18 protein-coding genes and 1 pseudogene are annotated in these 17,793 nt (G+C 34.2%); 10 read left to right on the top strand and 9 right to left on the bottom strand.

Annotated features, from left to right (window positions below):
* The first annotated feature begins 200 nt into the window (after nt 1-200).
* The 4 genes and pseudogenes from QRN68_RS16485 (at nt 201) to QRN68_RS16470 (ending at nt 3,218) form a co-directional block, all read left to right on the top strand.
* A complete protein-coding gene (locus QRN68_RS16485) occupies nt 201-953 on the top strand; it encodes an SDR family NAD(P)-dependent oxidoreductase (RefSeq protein ID WP_285397999.1) in 753 nt (250 codons plus the stop codon).
* Nucleotides 954-1,087: 134 nt separating this feature from the next.
* Nucleotides 1,088-1,495 (top strand): annotated as a pseudogene (locus QRN68_RS16480) (DUF6157 family protein).
* 138 nt (nt 1,496-1,633) lie between these two features.
* A complete protein-coding gene (locus tag QRN68_RS16475) occupies nt 1,634-2,227 on the top strand; it encodes a DUF2441 domain-containing protein (RefSeq protein ID WP_285397997.1) in 594 nt (197 codons plus the stop codon).
* A 112-nt stretch (nt 2,228-2,339) separates the two neighbouring features.
* On the top strand, nt 2,340-3,218 hold the full coding sequence (locus QRN68_RS16470; RefSeq protein WP_285397995.1) for a hypothetical protein: 879 nt from the start codon (nt 2,340-2,342) through the stop codon (nt 3,216-3,218).
* Nucleotides 3,219-3,463: 245 nt separating this feature from the next.
* Here QRN68_RS16470 and csaA read toward each other — a convergent pair whose 3' ends face one another.
* Nucleotides 3,464-3,796 (bottom strand): chaperone CsaA, encoded by a 333-nt coding sequence (gene csaA / locus QRN68_RS16465; RefSeq protein WP_285397993.1) that lies wholly within the window; start codon nt 3,794-3,796, stop codon nt 3,464-3,466.
* Nucleotides 3,797-4,399: 603 nt separating this feature from the next.
* Here csaA and QRN68_RS16460 point away from each other — a divergent pair.
* The 3 genes from QRN68_RS16460 (at nt 4,400) to QRN68_RS16450 (ending at nt 6,673) form a co-directional block, all read left to right on the top strand.
* Nucleotides 4,400-5,083 (top strand): polysaccharide deacetylase family protein, encoded by a 684-nt coding sequence (locus tag QRN68_RS16460; RefSeq protein ID WP_285397992.1) that lies wholly within the window; start codon nt 4,400-4,402, stop codon nt 5,081-5,083.
* 233 nt (nt 5,084-5,316) lie between these two features.
* Entirely contained in the window at nt 5,317-5,784 is a 468-nt protein-coding gene (locus QRN68_RS16455; protein ID WP_285397991.1) for an NUDIX hydrolase, read from the top strand.
* 184 nt (nt 5,785-5,968) lie between these two features.
* Nucleotides 5,969-6,673 (top strand): Type 1 glutamine amidotransferase-like domain-containing protein, encoded by a 705-nt coding sequence (locus QRN68_RS16450; RefSeq protein ID WP_285397989.1) that lies wholly within the window; start codon nt 5,969-5,971, stop codon nt 6,671-6,673.
* Between the two features lie 222 nt (nt 6,674-6,895).
* On the opposite strand, the gene QRN68_RS16445 is transcribed toward QRN68_RS16450, so the two are convergent.
* The 4 genes from QRN68_RS16445 to QRN68_RS16430 form a co-directional block, all read right to left on the bottom strand.
* Nucleotides 6,896-9,766, bottom strand: coding sequence for a DEAD/DEAH box helicase (locus tag QRN68_RS16445; RefSeq protein WP_285397988.1), 2,871 nt, complete (start codon nt 9,764-9,766; stop codon nt 6,896-6,898).
* Nucleotides 9,767-10,071: 305 nt separating this feature from the next.
* On the bottom strand, nt 10,072-10,878 hold the full coding sequence (locus QRN68_RS16440) for an ABC transporter ATP-binding protein (RefSeq protein WP_285397987.1): 807 nt from the start codon (nt 10,876-10,878) through the stop codon (nt 10,072-10,074).
* Between the two features lie 14 nt (nt 10,879-10,892).
* Nucleotides 10,893-11,948, bottom strand: a complete 1,056-nt coding sequence (locus tag QRN68_RS16435; protein WP_285397986.1) for a FecCD family ABC transporter permease — start codon at nt 11,946-11,948, stop codon at nt 10,893-10,895.
* Entirely contained in the window at nt 11,948-12,949 is a 1,002-nt protein-coding gene (locus QRN68_RS16430) for a FecCD family ABC transporter permease (protein ID WP_285397984.1), read from the bottom strand. Before QRN68_RS16430 ends, QRN68_RS16435 begins: the two co-directional genes overlap by 1 nt.
* A 146-nt stretch (nt 12,950-13,095) precedes the next feature.
* On the opposite strand from QRN68_RS16430, the gene QRN68_RS16425 reads away from it, so the two are divergent.
* Together QRN68_RS16425 and QRN68_RS16420 are read left to right on the top strand one after the other, a co-directional pair.
* The gene (locus tag QRN68_RS16425; RefSeq protein WP_285397983.1) at nt 13,096-14,079 is read left to right on the top strand and encodes an ABC transporter substrate-binding protein; all 984 of its coding nucleotides are present in this window, start codon (nt 13,096-13,098) and stop codon (nt 14,077-14,079) included.
* A 191-nt stretch (nt 14,080-14,270) separates the two neighbouring features.
* On the top strand, nt 14,271-14,561 hold the full coding sequence (locus QRN68_RS16420; RefSeq protein ID WP_285397982.1) for a DUF5316 domain-containing protein: 291 nt from the start codon (nt 14,271-14,273) through the stop codon (nt 14,559-14,561).
* Between the two features lie 232 nt (nt 14,562-14,793).
* Here QRN68_RS16420 and QRN68_RS16415 read toward each other — a convergent pair whose 3' ends face one another.
* Nucleotides 14,794-14,937, bottom strand: a complete 144-nt coding sequence (locus tag QRN68_RS16415) for a YjcZ family sporulation protein (protein ID WP_285397981.1) — start codon at nt 14,935-14,937, stop codon at nt 14,794-14,796.
* Between the two features lie 427 nt (nt 14,938-15,364).
* Here QRN68_RS16415 and QRN68_RS16410 point away from each other — a divergent pair, with 427 nt between their 5' ends.
* On the top strand, nt 15,365-15,649 hold the full coding sequence (locus tag QRN68_RS16410) for a hypothetical protein (RefSeq protein WP_285397980.1): 285 nt from the start codon (nt 15,365-15,367) through the stop codon (nt 15,647-15,649).
* A gap of 203 nt (nt 15,650-15,852) precedes the next feature.
* Here QRN68_RS16410 and QRN68_RS16405 read toward each other — a convergent pair whose 3' ends face one another.
* From QRN68_RS16405 to QRN68_RS16395, 3 genes are all read right to left on the bottom strand, one after another.
* A complete protein-coding gene (locus tag QRN68_RS16405; protein ID WP_285397979.1) occupies nt 15,853-16,041 on the bottom strand; it encodes a hypothetical protein in 189 nt (62 codons plus the stop codon).
* A gap of 417 nt (nt 16,042-16,458) precedes the next feature.
* Nucleotides 16,459-16,764 carry a DUF3784 domain-containing protein gene (locus tag QRN68_RS16400; protein ID WP_285397978.1) on the bottom strand — a complete coding sequence of 102 codons (306 nt, stop codon included), beginning with the start codon at nt 16,762-16,764 and terminating at the stop codon, nt 16,459-16,461.
* A 145-nt stretch (nt 16,765-16,909) separates the two neighbouring features.
* A complete protein-coding gene (locus tag QRN68_RS16395; protein ID WP_285397977.1) occupies nt 16,910-17,326 on the bottom strand; it encodes a YjdF family protein in 417 nt (138 codons plus the stop codon).
* Nucleotides 17,327-17,793 lie beyond the last annotated feature (467 nt).

The raw sequence follows: 17,793 nt of genomic DNA, 5'->3' as shown, positions 1-17,793 counted from the left end.
TGATAGAAAGAGCTTGTTTTTCGATAAAAGCCCAAAAAGTTTCGATAAAATGAGACTTTGTTTCGATAAAAGCTCAAATAGTTTCGATAAATCTTCAAAGTATTCCTATCAAACGAACTAAAGGAGCTTTAGCGATTCTGTTTTGGGGACGATGTAAAATGTAGAATTACTATTAAAACATTTTGCTAGGGAGGGAAGCTATGCATAACTTATCAGGAAAGGTTATCCTCATCACAGGCGCAAGCTCAGGTATTGGGCTTGCTACTGCCGAGTTGATGGCATCTATAGGAGCTAAAGTAATTATTAATTATAATTCAAATGTGAAGAGTGCCATGGAAGCCGTCCGACGTATTCAAGAAAAAGATGGAGACGCCATTGCAATTAAAGCTGATGTTATGAATAAAGAAGAAGTGAACTCAATGGTTGAACAAGCTATTTCTTCATTTGGCACAATTGACGTCTTAGTTAATAACGCTGGTGGTGGCATACGCCAAAGCACATTTATGGATTTGAGTGAAGAGCTATGGGAAGAAACGTTCAAATTAAATGTAAATAGTGTTCTCTTATGCTCCCAAGCTGTATTAAGACATATGATTCCGAAAAAAACCGGAAAAATTATTAATGTATCATCAACAGCTGCACGTATTGGAGGAGCAGGTGAAAGTATTCATTACGCATCTGCTAAAGGGGCGATAAATACAATGACGATTGGAATGTCCAGAGAGCTAATTGAATATGGAATTATCGTGAATGGGGTAGCACCTGGAATGGTAGAAACACCTTTTCATGATAAATTTGCACCTTGCGATAATCGACTTGAGCGTATGGCTTCATCTGTACCTATTAAACGGGCTGCAACACCTACGGAAATAGCAGAGGTAATTGCTTTCCTTTCTTCTGATGCTTCAAATTATATCCTCGGAGAAATTATAAATATTAGTGGTGGGAGATAATTAAAAAGAAGGGACAAGTGCAAGGAATAAAGATCAGAAATGGATGGTCTTCAGCTCTTTTTTCTTATTGCGTTTCAATTAATGATTTTTTGTCAAAGTAATTAAGGTAAATAGTTGCAGGGGGGAGTAATTTAATGAGTTATAAAAATACTTTTATTGAAATTTCAGAGGATTCGGTAGTTAATTCTGCTATTACACCGCTCCCAAGAAATAACAAACCTACCATAGCTTCGATTGAATATGACTTAATCAGTAATAACCCTTACAAATATACGCAGGAAGATGTCCAAATTCAAACTTATTTGATTAAAAACCAAATTAAATCAGATGAATTAGATGAAATCAGAAAACATTTTTTTCAAAAACCTAAAGCATGATTTAGAGCTTCACCATTGGTAAAGAAGTATGGGTGGGGAATACATTACGATGATGAAGGAAAACTTGCAATATATGATGTTAATAGTGAAAGGTACGAGCAATTTCTCAAATCGGGTAATATCACTTTATTAAAAGGTATGCGTTCTATACGGAGAGGAAAATAACGAAAGAAATCACGAATCTTTTATTTGCCTTGAGTGTAAACAAAAGATTCGTTACATATTCCGAGACTAATGTATATTGGAACAATCCCTTCTTCTTCTGTTATGTAGTTAATTATATAGTCCAACTGGAGGCAGAGCATGAACGAGAACGAATTTTTTGTTTATCATATCGTTACTAGCAATAAAATGAGCACAGGGCAGATAATTAACTTTGACAAGAACCAAAAAAACACCTTATATAGCTTCTTTTTTGAAAGGGAACAATTGAACTCTAAAGGTGAAGACTTTATTAAGATTTTATACGGTCATTATACAAATGAGGGCTTAAACATTAGTAAAGAGAATACCGAAGTAGCTATTCAGTATGTAGGACAAACAATTAGAGCTATTAGAGAAGTGGTAGTAGAAATGGTTAGACTACAAGAACATCCTGAATATCCTTCAAGATTGTCTTGCTTATACGCTGCTAAAAGTTATGAAGACGTTTTGAAATGGAAAGAAATATTTGATTCATATAATCGTAATGTTTTGCAGATTGTTAAACTTCGAGTTATTGGGAATTATTTTGAAGGTGATGCAAATCTTTTACCAAAAGAGGATGGGGTTCCTTTCTCTCAAAAAATTGAACAAGCTAGAGAATATTGGCAGGGAAATGTTGAAAATGAGCTTACTGAACTTTTGATAAACGGAAAAATTGAAGTGGTAGAAATTATTGATGATTTCTCATCTTAAATTCTGGAAAGTCTTTAAAGGCAACTTTTCATATAACGAGGAAGGATTGTTGAAAAAGATAGCGAACCTATTAAATTGGGTAGTTAACTAATTCGACTAAAAGGACTGAAAAATGGAAAAAATAAATGGAATCATTGATGTACTCATTAATAAAGGTTTAATAATAAATGATCATCTAGAATTGCAGGGGTTAAAAAGTGGTACAACTGATGGTATTTTATATACGATCCTGTTGAAAAATGTACCAACCTACGTGATAAAGATAGACCATCCTGAGATAATAACTTCCACTGAGGAATTCCTACTTGCATATAAAAATGTGACATTGTTGCCAGATGTCTTTTACACGGATAATAAAAAAGAATTTATTATTTACTCTTATATACATGGGGAAACGCACTATAATCGGGGATCGAAATTACAATGGATGAATATTTTAACTAAAAATTTATTCAATAATTATGAAAAGGTGGACAAAGATACACCTTGGGGAAGAATAAATGGGATTCATAGAAACTCCTGGTCAGACTTTAATCAAAGTAGTTTTGAGTCTGCCAAATTGAACATAGGTAAGCTTTTACCGAGCGAGGACCATGAAAGAGTAGAGTTGTTGGTAAATAGATTAAAAACTTATCACGATCAAGAGGAGAAGTATTATCTCCACGGAGATACTGGTGTTCACAATTTTGTATATTCATGTAACCAGTTAGAAGGAGTTATTGATCCATCACCGTTAATCGGTCCCAAAATTTACGATTTTACCTATGCGTTTTGTTCTTCACCAGATAGTCTAGATGTCAATACACTTTTTTCATCGTTTTCCTTGTGGGACGGGAATGCATCCTTTACTAAAGAACGACTTTTGGATGAAGTTGTTTTTCAATTATATACACGTATTGGAGTGTGTATTAAAGTTCATCCGCACGATTTAAATGGTTATATGGAAGCCTGGAAGGAATGGAGAAAGTATCTTCCTTCTAACTTATACTAAACTGATGTTTTAGTGGAATAAAGTGAATCGAAATAATCAAATTTAAAAACAGTTCTTGAAATTAAAGGAAAGCCAACGTTTGGATTCAAACGTTGGCTTTTATATACAGTGAAATCAATTGTTAAAGCGGCTGAGACATAAGTATATTTTCAAAGCAAAATTAATTCACATCAGAAAAACGCGAGAGATCAACGTCTCGCGCTTTTTAAGGTTTTGACCAGTTATGTCCCAGCCTCTAACTATCATTAACTAATTTTAGTTCCATTTGGTACAGATTGGTCAGGCGTTAGTAGAATCACATCGCCGTCTACAGGAACTCCACCAATAACTAAAACTTCTGATTTAAAGCCTGCCACTCGACGAGGAGGGAAATTAACAATAGCTACTACTTGCTTACCAACAATGCCTTCTGGTGTATAGCGTTTGGTAATTTGAGCAGAGGATTGCTTGATTCCCAGTTTTTCTCCAAAGTCAATTTTCATTTTAATGGCAGGAACTCTTGCTTTCGGGAGTTCTTCAGCTTGAATAACTGTACCAATTCTTATATCTAGATTAATAAAGTCTTCTATAGTTGCCATAAAAGTACTCCTTTAATTATGAGGCTCTTCACCAAAACGTGTGGTTGATTTCCGTTCCGGCTGGGCGCTTTCCTGGGGGCGTCCGATGAGCCGCTTCACTCGCGTTGCTCGCTCCAGGGTCTCGGGCCAACACGATGTTGGTCACGAAGGCGTTATCACAGGATGTGATGTTCTTAGTCTTCGTTCCTCTATCGCTGATCCCCAAGGAGTCGCCCGGCCTCCACTCCATCAACCTATATTGCATACGTTTTAACAAATGTCACCCACAACTTTTGGTGATGAGCTAATTATGATAAATATTATCATGGAACAACTAAATACTCAAAAATTTTCAAATTGCAAAGACACTTGTGAAATTTTTTCGATGAACTTTAGTAAACGGATATATATATAATGCTTCGATAGCTACCAAATTTCAACAGAGTGAGTACATTCATTTTGGTTAGAATTTGGTTTTATATACAGTTAATAATACAAAAATACAAGCATTTTTTTGTTTTAACCTCAAATAATAATGATTAGGTATCATTATTTGCAGGAGGTGAAAACTTGAGGAAATATTATCTATTGATCGCACTATACATTTTAGGGATCTTTGTATTTTTGGTAGATGAAAAATCTTTTGCTGACAAAGGAAGGAAATATTACGAAGAAGCGGGACAAATTTTGTGGGATATAAAAACGGATGAAAAAGTAATTGCCTTAACCTTTGATGATGGTCCTCATAAAAAGTACACACCTGACATTTTAGATATATTATCCAAATATAATGCAAAAGCCACATTCTTTATTGTGGGTGAAAATGCAGAAAAAAATCCTGAGCTTGCTTTACGCGTTTACGAAGAAGGACACGAGCTGGCCATTCACACATATACGCATCCTTTAAGAACGAATGTTTCTAAATTAATGAAAGAGATAAAACAATCACATGCAACGATTTTTGGTATAACTGGATATTCTCCTGTTTTATTTAGACCAGTTAAAGGCCAGTATACGGATGCCATGATTGATGCAATTGTCAAAGAAGGGTATAAAGTTGTCATGTGGTCATGGCATTTAGATACATTCGATTGGAAAAATCCTGGAGAAAAGAGGATTGTTAATACTGTTTTAAAAGGTGCTAAGCCTGGAAGTGTAGTGTTATTTCATGACGGTGGTGGAAATCGTGAGCAAACCGTGAGAGCATTGAAAATAATTTTACCAGAACTTGAGAAGCAGGGATATAAATTTGTAACGATTTCAGAGCTCCTTGATATTCAAAAATCAAGTAATAAAGATGGAAAATAATTAATGATTTGAAAGCTCGAAAAGGCAAAACTTGGTTTCTGATGTAAATTAAGTCTTGCCTTTATCAAATATTTCATAATATTAATCGCTCCTATAGTTACACTCTGCAGTTGGTTTTGAGACATTGTTTTTTGGAAGAAACCTTGTAAAATAATATTTGTAGTAAACTTTATGGTAATTTCGACCATAAATGTTTTGTGTTGGTTTCTAAAGAGGGGTGAGGGTATCATATTATGAATGACTACATTAAAACAATGAGGCAAATGATCGGGCATGAAACTCTATTGACTATTGGATGTGGAGCAATAATTGAAGATGATATGGGACGTATACTTTTACAAAAAAGGACTGACAAGGATGTTTGGGGAATCCCAGGGGGCATCTTGGAAATCGGAGAAACCCTTGAAGAGACGGTTAAAAGGGAGGTCTTTGAAGAAACTAATATTATTCTGAACAATGTGACATTATTTGGATTGTATTCAGGTGAAAATGGTTATGCAGAGTACTCAAATGGAGATAAAGTATATAGTGTTCAGATAATTTTTTACTCAAACGATTATAAAGGTACTATACAAATCAATGATGAAAGTAGTGAATTATACTTTGTATCGAGAAATGAAATACCATTAAACCTTAATCCTCACCAAGCCCCATTTATTGAGGATTGGAGCAATGATATGCCTACACCAGTAATAAAATGAAAATGTTTTTGAACTTATGGGGGAGCGTTTTTTAAGTCTAGTAATATCTCAAAAATCCAAGCAGGGATTCTTTTAATACGGCAGTATTATTAAGCTTTTACATATTTAAAAATGGACTAATGTATTATATAATCAGAAAAATGTAGTATTTTCTAAAAAATCAATAGAATGAAAGGGGAATAAGATGAAACAAATTATTGCATTAGGGGGAGGGGGCTTTTCTATGGAGCCTCATAATCCATTATTAGATACATATATTTTGCAGCAGTCTAACAAAGTTAATCCTAAAATCTGCTTTGTTCCGACCGCAAGCGGGGACTCGGAAAACTATATTTCGAGGTTTTATTCTTTTTTTGATTCGCAAAAATGTATTCCGTCCCACTTATCACTTTTTTCTCCGCCAACTCGAGATTTAGAAAGTTTTATTTTGGAAAAGGATATTATTTATGTTGGTGGGGGAAATACTAAAAATCTTTTAGCTTTATGGAAAGAATGGTCGTTAGATCGCATTTTTAAGACAGCTTGGCATGAGGGAATCCTTTTAACAGGCATTAGCGCTGGCTCAATTTGTTGGTTTGAAGAAGGAATAACAGATTCATATGGCGGAGGAGATTTAGAACCGATAAATTGTTTAGGGTTTCTTCCAGGAAGTAATTGTCCTCATTATGATGGAGAAATCAATCGAAAACCAGCTTATCATAATTTGGTCCAAACTAAAAAACTCTCATCTGGCCTTGCCGTTGATGATGGAGTGGCAGTTCATTTTATCGATCAAGATGTTCATAAAATTGTTAGTTCAAAACCTGAAGGGAAAGCATATAGGGTTTCTGTTGATGAGGGGATCAATGAGCAAGAATTATTTGTAGAATATTTAGGACATATGTATTGATTACAAATTAAAAGAAAAACCGCCCTTATGATACCGCTTCACTGTAGCAATTGTAAGTGTAAGGGCGGTTTTATTTTACTATACTCCGATCAAAAAAATCTAATGATAACTCTACTTTCGTCGTGAGTTGCTCAATAATACTATAATCTTCAGGCGGAAATACTTTATCTAAAGTATTTTTCCGTATTCTAAGTAATTTTCAACTTTAAAAATGATAGTTGGTTAAAATTTTGTCACTATTTTTTTCAACATTCCACTTGGGACGGTTTCACTATTTGAGAGACAATCTATTTCTCCAAAGACTAAAAAACTATCTTTTGCCCTTGAAATTGCTACATTCAATAAACTTTTACTAGCATCAATAAAATAACATCCATCACTCTTCCCGTATACAGTGGACATAATAATTATGTTTCTTTCTCCGCCCTGGAATGTATGAATAGTACCTACAGATACTAGTGATTTTAATTCGTTCGGTAATTCCTTTTTAATCGCTGAAACTTGCATTTTAAAAGGTGTAATTATTCCTAAAATATTTCTAGGATCTGTTTTTGAATACACTTCTTTTAATTGTTCAAAATTGTTAACTACCCAATTCGCTATTTCTTTTGCTTCTATTTCATTATATCTACTACCTGCACGTTTATTGGATTGAACACTATTGATTTGGTAATGCCCAAAATGAGGGATAGACAGTTCATTTAATTTACATTTTTTATCTTGTATTCCTAATCCTCTTTTTGGCTCTAAATTGCCTTTATAAACTAACTTGTTGCAATAATCAATAATTTCATCATAACAGCGTCTATGCTCACTTAAAAACAGTCCTCGTTCGCCAAATTTCTCATAGTTACAACTTTTACAAGCAACCTTCATCACACTAGACTCTGATGTATTTATTCCGCTTGTTGTCAAAATTTCAAATTCTTCTTTCTGGCTAATAACCCCAGCAGTTTTTGCTAAAGATAAATCGAGGTTTCTATGAATATTCCATACCGGTTCAATTTGATATATATCGCCTACTACAACAGCTCGTTTCGCTAATGAAAATGAACATGCAGCAATCTCAGGAGTGACTTGTCCAGCTTCATCTACAATTAATAAATCTATTTTATTATAGAGATATTTATGTTGTTTTTCCTCATAAGCACGAAGTAGCTTTGGTAATTGATAAAAAGTCATAACAAAACAAGGTGTGAGCATACTTAAGTTTTCATATACTAAATTCAGTACATTTTCGAAAGTCTTACCTTTTTGTTTGGCGCTAAGTCTTCTTGCTTTTAACCATCTGCATTCATAATAATGTACTGCTAGCCAAAATGATAAATATCTTAAAGAAGTATCCAAAAGACTATTTAATTGATTAATATTTGTGACACTCGAAATGTCAATGTCCTTACTTTCAATAACATTTAAACAGATTAAACTATCAATAACTTCCTGTATATTTACCTTTATTTCTTTCACTTTTTTACTTAATTGTTCTTTATCTTGAATGTTTTTCCTTACATCCTTAATAATCGAACTATAGCTTGAAATAATATCGTCTATATCCATTTGATCGTTTAGAAAATCTTCTTCAATGTTTATGAAGGTATTTATTCTATCCTGAATCTTTTGTTTAAAACTCGGCAAAAATTTTAACCAATGATAATAAAAAGGAATTTTCTTATATTCCGCTTGCCATTCATTTACTCTTAACTTCAAATTTTCTAATTGAACTTTGCCATTTTCAATTTCATTATCGATGTCTGAAATAAACGTATTGATATTTTTTTCAATTTGACAAATATCGAAATATTCATTAAATAAATTCAAAAGAATACTAGTAGCATTATTAATTTGTTTTAGCCTGTTTGAAATTTGGTTTTCACAATTATTTAAAGAATGAATGGGTGTGTTAAAATAAGTAGCACACTCTTGCATAAATTTGTCTTTAGACTTCTGAACATTTTCGGCGTTTTCTACAGTTTCAAAGAAATGATCTCCCGAAGGATTTGTATGGTGAAATCCTTTTGTTGTTGCTTCGGTCACCTTACTAGACGAAGGAAAATAAACAGCTAAACTTTTTACACCCTCTACCCATCTATTTTCTAAATTAGAATGGGACCATTTTTTTTCTATTTTCCCAAAGGACTCAATAATATTCGTAACAGCTTGATTATTTGTCGAAGAAGCTACAATGAGTGGGGCTTTTTCTTTTTTTAAAGCCTTTTCTACATATAAATTTGCCACAAGTGTTTGTAAGAGTGTTGTCTTACCAGTACCAGGTGGACCATTCACTGCTAAGACTTCACCTTCTTCCATATTATTGAAATGAATGAGGCATTCTCTTTGAGAAGGGGAAAGTCCATACTCTCCTCCCATCTGACCAATATGTTTTTGTGATTCATCCACAGAATTTTTGATCAAAGGTTTTAATTGGCTAAACTCTTTCTTGATAAAGTTTAAATATAACTTGGAATGTTTATAATTACCTTTTATCAAATCATCATATAGCGCTAATATATTTCGAGTTGCATTTATAGTTTCGTCCTTGAAAATGTAAATGGTTTCTTCCAATTCAATATCATTTACTACTAAATCCAATAGAGTATGTCCAGTGATTTGCTCATACATACATTTACACAAATTAAAATAGGATTCCCAATCAGTACATTTTTTAAATTCGTGCGAGTAAGTACTCATATAATCATCGAAAGTTTCTAAATTGCCAACAGCTACAGTTTCATCTATTAAAGGAAATAAATATTCCCTTGGTATCCAAGGTGTCTTCACTTCTGGAGGTAATAGCTTTCCTTGTGTGTTTATCAAAGCAGGAATGAAAAAAATTCCAGCTAATTCCTCAGTGTTGTTTTGGATTTTTTCCTGACTTTTATAGATTGTTTTAATTGTCTTTGCAACAATTATTACTTCTTTAAAATCCTCCGAATGATTCTTATCTTTACTAAATAAATATTGAAACGTTATTTCTGGAATCACACCTAGTTTAAAATCTTGAAATGAAACAGTGTTATATGTACTTCTTTTAAAATCTATTGATAACTTCGCCGCTACACTATCTCTAAAATATTGGGTTATATGTAGATTCATAATTACATCCTTTCATTTTAATGGAATATTAAAGTTATAGAATACTAATAAATAACATAGTTGGAAACTTAATGTTAGTGGGTGATTTAAGTTGTTTAACATCAAATGTTGGGGTAGGCACAAAGTGAAACTTCTACAAAAGTTCCAGCCACTGATCTGTTTGTTGCCATAAACACTGTAGAATCTTTGCTAGTTTTTTTCAGCAGGAACGGCAGGGCATTCACCGCCTTTCATAAAAAAACACGTAATCCCTAACATTTTGTAATTATGTTACAAAGATAGGGGTTACGTGTTTTACATTGCAATTATTCAGATAAAGAAATTTTCCGTCCTTTACCAAAAGGAATACATAATGGTGTGCCAAAAATAGGGTCAGTCGCCATTTGACAATCTAAATCAAAGACATGTTTTACTAACGTAGTCGTCATGATTTCTTCTGGCCTTCCTTCTTGAAAGACGCCGCGATCTCGAACGGTAATAATATGATCAGCGTACCGACAGGCCAAATTTATATCGTGTAGGACCATAACAATTGTGCGTTTTTGCTGTTGATTTAATTCAAATAGTAAATCTAAAACTTCTATTTGATGTGTTAGATCTAAGTAAGTAGTGGGTTCATCTAAAAGAATAATATCGGTATCCTGTGCAAGTGTCATCGCAATCCAGGCACGTTGACGTTGACCACCTGAAAGCTCATCGACCGGTTTATCCTGCAAATGATCAACGCCCGTTGCTTGTAAGGCGTTGATCACTACCTCTTCATCTTTCTCTGTCCATTGTTTGCGCCAGCTTTGATGAGGGTAACGACCTTGTTTAACAAGTTGTAATACGGTTAATCCCTCTGGTGCTACTGGTGATTGGGGAAGAATAGAAAGTTTTTTTGCTACTTGTTTAGTCGATAATTTAAAAATATCTTGTCCATCTAATAATACAGAGCCGTTTTTAGGCTTTAATAACCGAGCAATTGAGCGTAAAAGTGTAGATTTTCCACAACCGTTGGCGCCAATTAGCACTGTAATTTCATTCATCGGAATAGATAAATTTAGATTTTCAATAATATTGGAATCACCATAATTTAGTGTAAGTGATTGAGTTTCTAAAGTTATAGTCATAAAATTTGACTCCTTTATTTTCTAGGGTTTCTAAATAATAAATAGATGAAATAGGGAGCACCAATGGCAGCCGTAAAGACACCCGCTGGTACTTCTAAAGGACTAAATGCAGTTCGTCCGATAATATCTGCAACCATTACTAGTAAAGCGCCAATTGCGGCAGATGTAGGCATTAACACACCGAATGACGGCCCTACGATGCGTCTTGCAATATGTGGTGCCATTAAGCCGACAAAACCGATCGCGCCTGCAAATGCAATAGCACTGGCAACTAGACTTGAGCTCAAAAGTAATAGGAAGAGACGTGTTTTTTGTACAGATTGACCTAAACTAGTAGCCGTATCATCACCCAATTCTTGAACATTTAACTGTCGAGTAATAAAAAATGTTATAAGTAGGAGGACTAGTATCAATGGAACTACTATTTGAATTTGATTCCAATCTGCACTTTTAACACTTCCTGTGATCCACTTATTTGCTTCGCTTGCTTGATAGATAGGGCCGATAATCATCAACATCGTCGTAATGGCTTGCATAAATGCAGAGACGCCGATACCGATTAACACAAGACGAGTTGGTGTTACACCATCTTTCCAAGCAAATACGTAAACAATAATTCCAACGAAGGTTGCTCCAATAAAACCTGCAAGAGGTAACCATTCAATACTAACTGTTAAAGAATGATTGGAGTCACTAAATATAGCTAAAAAACCAACGACCGCAGCTCCACCACCTGCGGAAATACCGATAATATCAGGGGAGGCAAGTGGGTTTTTAATAATTCCTTGCAATATAGCACCCGCCACAGCTAAAGCCATTCCAGCAAAAGCTGCAAGAAAAATTCTAGGCATTCTGAAATCAACAATAATTAATTGATCAAACTCAGAACCTTTGCCGAGCAAAGTTTTGATCACCGTTAAAGGATTTATAAACGACTCACCAAATGAGGCACTAAAGAAAAAGACAGCTAGTGTAATGATGCTAATAAAAGTCAGTTTTTTAGAAGCTTTGACATCAAGCAAAAACGATATTTTATTTTGTAGTAAACGTACTGTTTTTAACTGTTTCATTATTTTTTTCCACCTTTTCGCGCAAGGTAAATAAAGAATGGCGTACCAATCATCGCTGTCATTACTCCTACTGGTACTTCTTGAGGCATAATGATATAGCGTGCTGCCACATCGGCTATTAGTAAAAGAATGCCACCTAATAGTGCAGCCATTGGAATGAGCCAACGATGATCTGTGCCAACAAACTTTCGCGCAAAATGGGGTACGACAATTCCAACAAATCCTATTGGACCAGCTATCGCAACTGAACCACCTGCTAATAAAATGACAATAATACCTACTATAAACTTCATCCATCCTATTGGTAATCCTAGGCCTTTCGCTACATCGTCCCCAAGAGCAAGAATATTCATTTTAGAAGAGATGAATAGAGCGCCAATCCATCCAATTACTAAATAAGGTAATACAGATAAAAGAATTTCAAGCTTTCTCCCTTGTACGGAACCAGCTAACCAAAACAGTACTTGATCGAGTGCTGCTTCGTTTGTTGCAAGTAATCCTTGCGTAAAGGAAGCAAATAATGCACTAATAGCGGAACCTGCTAAAGTTATTTTGACTGGCGTTATTGCGTCTCGTCCAGCTGAGCTAATACCATAAACAGATAGAGCAGCTATTGTGGCACCTAAAAATGCAATCCATGCAAAGGCTTGCAAACTTGAAACATGGAAGAAAATCATAGCAAAAACGACTGCAAAGCCAGCGCCAGCATTGATTCCTAATATTCCAGGTGATGCTAAAGGATTCTTTGTTAACGTTTGCATAAGCACGCCTGTAATAGCTAAGGAAGCACCCACACATGTAGCGATGAGTGCTCTTGGAATACGAACATTTTGAATAATAATATGCTCGTTAGAATTATTAAACTGTGTAAAAGATTCAATAGTCGTTTGAATGGACGTATTTGCATAGCCGTATACAATACTGATGCCCATACAAAGGAGTAGGAGTAGTGTTCCTACTATTAGTGCTAGTGTTTTTGAAAAATTATTTTTTAAAATCATCTACATTCATACTCTTTCTTTCTATATTTGTAAAAAACTATTGACGGTGATAGATTTTTACAATATGATTAATTTCGTTCTCAATCAGATGAAAATGATTCTCATTATCATCGATTATTTTATCATATACATAGGAGGAAGAAAAGATGCAAAAGAAATTTCATAAGCTACTAGCTTTGCTTGCTGTTGTCGCTGTATTTTTGTTAGCTGCATGTGGCAATAACAAGGAAAACACTAAAAAAGAAGAAAGTTCAACTAAGAGCACTGCTTACAGTGTAGAACACGCGATGGGGACAACTGAAATAAAAGACACGCCAAAACGTGTTGTTGTTTTAACAAATGAAGGAACAGAAGCACTTTTAGCTTTAGGTATTAAGCCGGTAGGGGCTACACAAGCATTTTCAGGTAACCCTTGGTATGATCATTTAAAAGATCAGATGGAAGGCGTAGAAGTTGTCGGTTATGAAATGGAAATTAACATTGAAAAAATCGCTTCTTTAAAACCAGATTTGATCATTGGAAATAAAATAAGACAAGAAAAAGACTATGAAAAATTAAGCAAAATTGCGCCGACAGTTTTCGCAGAAACATTACGTGGTGACTGGCAAGAAAACTTTAAGCTTTATGCAAAAGCGGTAAATCAAGAAGCTAAAGGCGAGGAAGTTTTAAAAGCATACGAAGATAAAGTTCTAGCTCTAAAAGAAAAGCTTGGTGATAAAACGAACCAAGAGGTTTCATTCGTACGCTTTATGGCTGATAAATCTCGAATCTACTATACAGATTCATTCTCAGGCGTTATTTTTGATTCTTTAGGATTCAAACGTGTACCAGAGCAAGCAGAACTATTTAAAGATAACGCGAAATTAGGAAACTTAGCTGTTGAGGTAGGAAAAGAAGTAATTCCTAAAATGGACGGAGATGTACTATTCTACTTTACTTACATGCCAACAAAAGATGAAACAGGATTAGCTACTGAAAAAGAATGGACAGAAGATCCACTATGGAAAAACTTAAGTGCTGTACAAAAAGGCAATGTCCATAAAGTTGACGATGTCATTTGGAACACAGCAGGCGGTATTCTTGCAGCAAATATTATGCTTGACCAAATTGAAGAAATTTTTGCTAAATAACAAATCAAATTCAGAGATCGCTATACTTCCATCAACAAAGGATGATTGTATAGCGTTTTTTTTATGCGCTAAACGTAACTAAATTCCATCAAGTGCTAAATTCTCTGTTACTCACATTACCCAAGAAAAATTTGACTTCAATTTGAAACAAAATATGGGAGTTAGCGTAAAATAAGTAGGGGGTGTGGAGTTTGAGGTATTTATTAATTGGTGTTTTCTTATCACTATGTGCTGTCTTAATATCCATGATTTTTTGGGGAATGGAAAAAGTCCATTTAGTTACGGGGACGATCGGTTGTATCTTCATTGGCATAGCAATGATTCTTTCAGGTTCCATGGTAAGTGGGGATAGGATGAGGGCAAACCTCGCAACAGAATCAACTGAAAACAGGGATGAGCGCAATAAAATTACTACGAATTCCTTACTAATTGCTTTACCTAATATTATTGTAGCAATTTTATTTTACTATTTAAGTAAATAGGAAACGTTGAATTGTATCTAAAATAAAAGGTCACTCGGACAAAAGTGACCTTTTTGTATGAACTGAAGTGTGTAAGGCTGGTGCATGATCCTGCTATTACTATGATATGTTATTTAGCAACAGCGATTTTGGAAATGATTATTTGTGACAATGATAAATAGCATTAACTTCTTCGTTAAAAATCTGAATCGAAAGCTTATTCAATTCTAAAAAAATTAAAAAAATTTAGCTATTAATACAAGAATGTTGCGCCGACAATAATTAAAAGAATGAAGAGAACAACAATTAATACGAATGATGAACCACCGCCATAGCTACCGCCACCGCCATAGCAACTGTTGTAGTTACCAACATTTCCACCTTGCCAGTATCCCATAAAGCACCCCTCCTTTCTACTATCTATAATATGTATAGATATAGGAAGGAAGGGTGGTAATCATCTAAGTTATGAAAATTGTATTCAAGTTATAAATTAAAAAGGGTCACTCACAAAAAGTGACCCCTAGTAACGAGTATTGGAGTGCAAAGCTAAATTAGCTTTACACTACTATTATTATGATGAATTGCTTTTTTTCTATAGTGAATTGCCTGTAATAAAAATTTAATTGGAAAAGACTCCAGATTAGTTTTTTCTAAAAGATCAGGCTCATCACCATAACGTGTGGTTGATTTCCGTTCTGACTGGGGGAGTCCGATGAGCCGCTTGGGCCATTTCAAACCAAACTTTTTAGAATAATAAAATTGAAACTATTACAATTCTCAATCGTATAAATTAGAGACGGGTTCAAGGAGGTGTTGGTGCTATGCCATTTATTGGGTGGGCTATTCTAACTTTTTCAATTGTATGTTTCTTACCTTTCTTTATCTGGCTTTCTGCTAGTTATCTAGGTAACGAAGATCGCTCAAAAAGAAAAAATAACTATTGGGTATTTTTAGCAACACTTGGATTATTAAATTCCATGAATCTTTTCTTATTTAAGATTCAAGATACATATTTTTTAGCAATAACAATCTCAAGCATTTTGTTATTTAGCTTATATATGTTTTTAAATGTACGAAAAGATAAAAGAAAAGTATCATTTAGATAGTCTTTCAGGACAGCTTCGCATATGGCACATTGAATGAAGCAAAGTTCCCCAAAAAAGTAGACATTGTAATATACATGTCTACTTTTTTGGGGATTTTTTGCCTTTAAAATTTTGAAATGTACTTAGCAGACTTAATAGCACACTACAGCAAAACTCTTTTTAAAGAAAAAAATGCAGTGAAAAAGCCGATTAGAATATTCCAATCAGCTTCTGTTATTAAATTTTTTCTCTGTTTCAATACCCGCATTGAAAACAGACAATACCATAATAAAGAAAAATAGGATTTGAATGAACCTGTCTGCTGTCCAATATCCTAAATAATTCATGAAAACAAGGATGACAAATAAAATAGCAGAAATAATGGGAGAACAAAGGCGTAATTTATGGAGCATTTAAATCCTCCTTTTTTTGTTAATCAATCTAAGCTTAACATAAAAAAGGATATAAAAAGGCTCATCACCAAAAGTTGTGGATGACATTTTTAAAATTATATGCACTGTATATTGGTTGATTGGAGTGGAGGCTGGGCGACTCCTAGGGGATTAGCGTCACAGATGAGACCCTGGAGCGAGCAACGCGAGTGAAGCGGCTCATCGGACGCCCCCAGGAAGCTCTGCTCTGCGCGAAAGCGAAGCGTCAGCGGCAAATGTTTTAGCTGTGCGAAAGCGAAGCGGCAGCAACAAAGCGCCCAGTCGGAACGGAAATCAACCACACGTTATGGTGATGAACCAATAAAAACCTCTTTTTTGCTACTGAGAAATTTAAGGGAAGTATCCATTTCAAAGAGATGAGCTGTACAGAGTCTTTGTTTAAATAGGTTTATTAATAATGTGTGTCCACACTAAAATTGCCACTGTACCAACACATATGAAAACGGCATAGATAATACCGCTAATGTCACCCAAAAATTCTAGTCCAAAAGGTAAAAGAAAAGTAGCAATACCTACTATGTAAGAGAAAATCCCGGAGAGCTTAGCCAGTTTTTCTTTATCACCAATAAAACTGTCTTCTTGGTAACCTGCAATGAGCCACAGTTTCTTTTTAATATGAATTTGATAACCCATGAAAATAATAATGAAAGCAAGAACAATACAAATAATAAATCCACCAATCACTTAACATCACCTCATTTATTTTAGCTTTAATATATATACGAATGAAAATAATGGAGGTTTCGAAAATCATTTCTGATCATTTCTGATTTTGATAACTGAACAGTAAAAAAACTGACAACTAATGTTATCAGTAAAAAGAATGATATTACCTACCTTTATGTTTATCTTTAGACTTTTGAACTTTGATATTTCTAATATAACTTTTTCGTTCTTCTTTAAGTCGTTTGCAGGTAACTGATTTTTCTTTTTTCCTAAGCTCAAATTCAGCTTTAAGAGCTTCTTCAGCTTTAGAAGAAATACTAGGCTTCTTAAGTTCTTTAGCTACTTTTCTTTGAAGTCTTTTTGGGTTGATTTTTTTTACTTTATTTTGTTGGATAGGTATTCCACTATGTTTATCATTATTTTTGATAAAATCCAACAAATTCGTATTTACAAAATCAAAGACTTCTTGATCTTTAGGTTCTTTTCCAAAAATATACCGGTATGCTTTGTATTTGTTTTCGGAAATGTTTTCTATTAGCCCTATATAAAATTGTCCATCATAACAAATGGTTAGTTTCATAGTAGGTCCCTCCTCATAAATTAAACTTGAATGATGGACATCCCGAGGAGGGGAAGGTTACTGACACCAAAATAATGATGCATCCGGACTACCAACCGAATCGTGTTTTTTCATCCAAGTATGTATTATAAACGATTTATTATTTTTTGTAAAAAATTTCCCTGTAAAAAGTCTTAATCATATCCAAAGTATAGGTAAGAAAAAATGGTGAAGTTCAGATAACAATGAGAGAGAAGAAAAAAGGGTCACTCGAACCAAAGTGACCCTAAACCACAAACTAGGAGGCACAAAGCTAAGTTAGCTTTACACTACTATTAATATGATTTGGTAGCTATGTTTGTATAGTGAAATGCCTGTGAATTAGATTAAAAAATTAAAGTTGAAAGGGACTACTTTAACTTTTTAGATTTTGTAATATTCCCATTTTACTTTTTCTACTTGCTCTCCCTATTTATTTAAGATGTAAA

The organism is Lysinibacillus sp. fls2-241-R2A-57, assembly GCF_030209535.1.
GTDB lineage: Bacteria > Bacillota > Bacilli > Bacillales_A > Planococcaceae > Lysinibacillus.
This window is presented reverse-complemented; position numbering and strand designations above follow the sequence as displayed.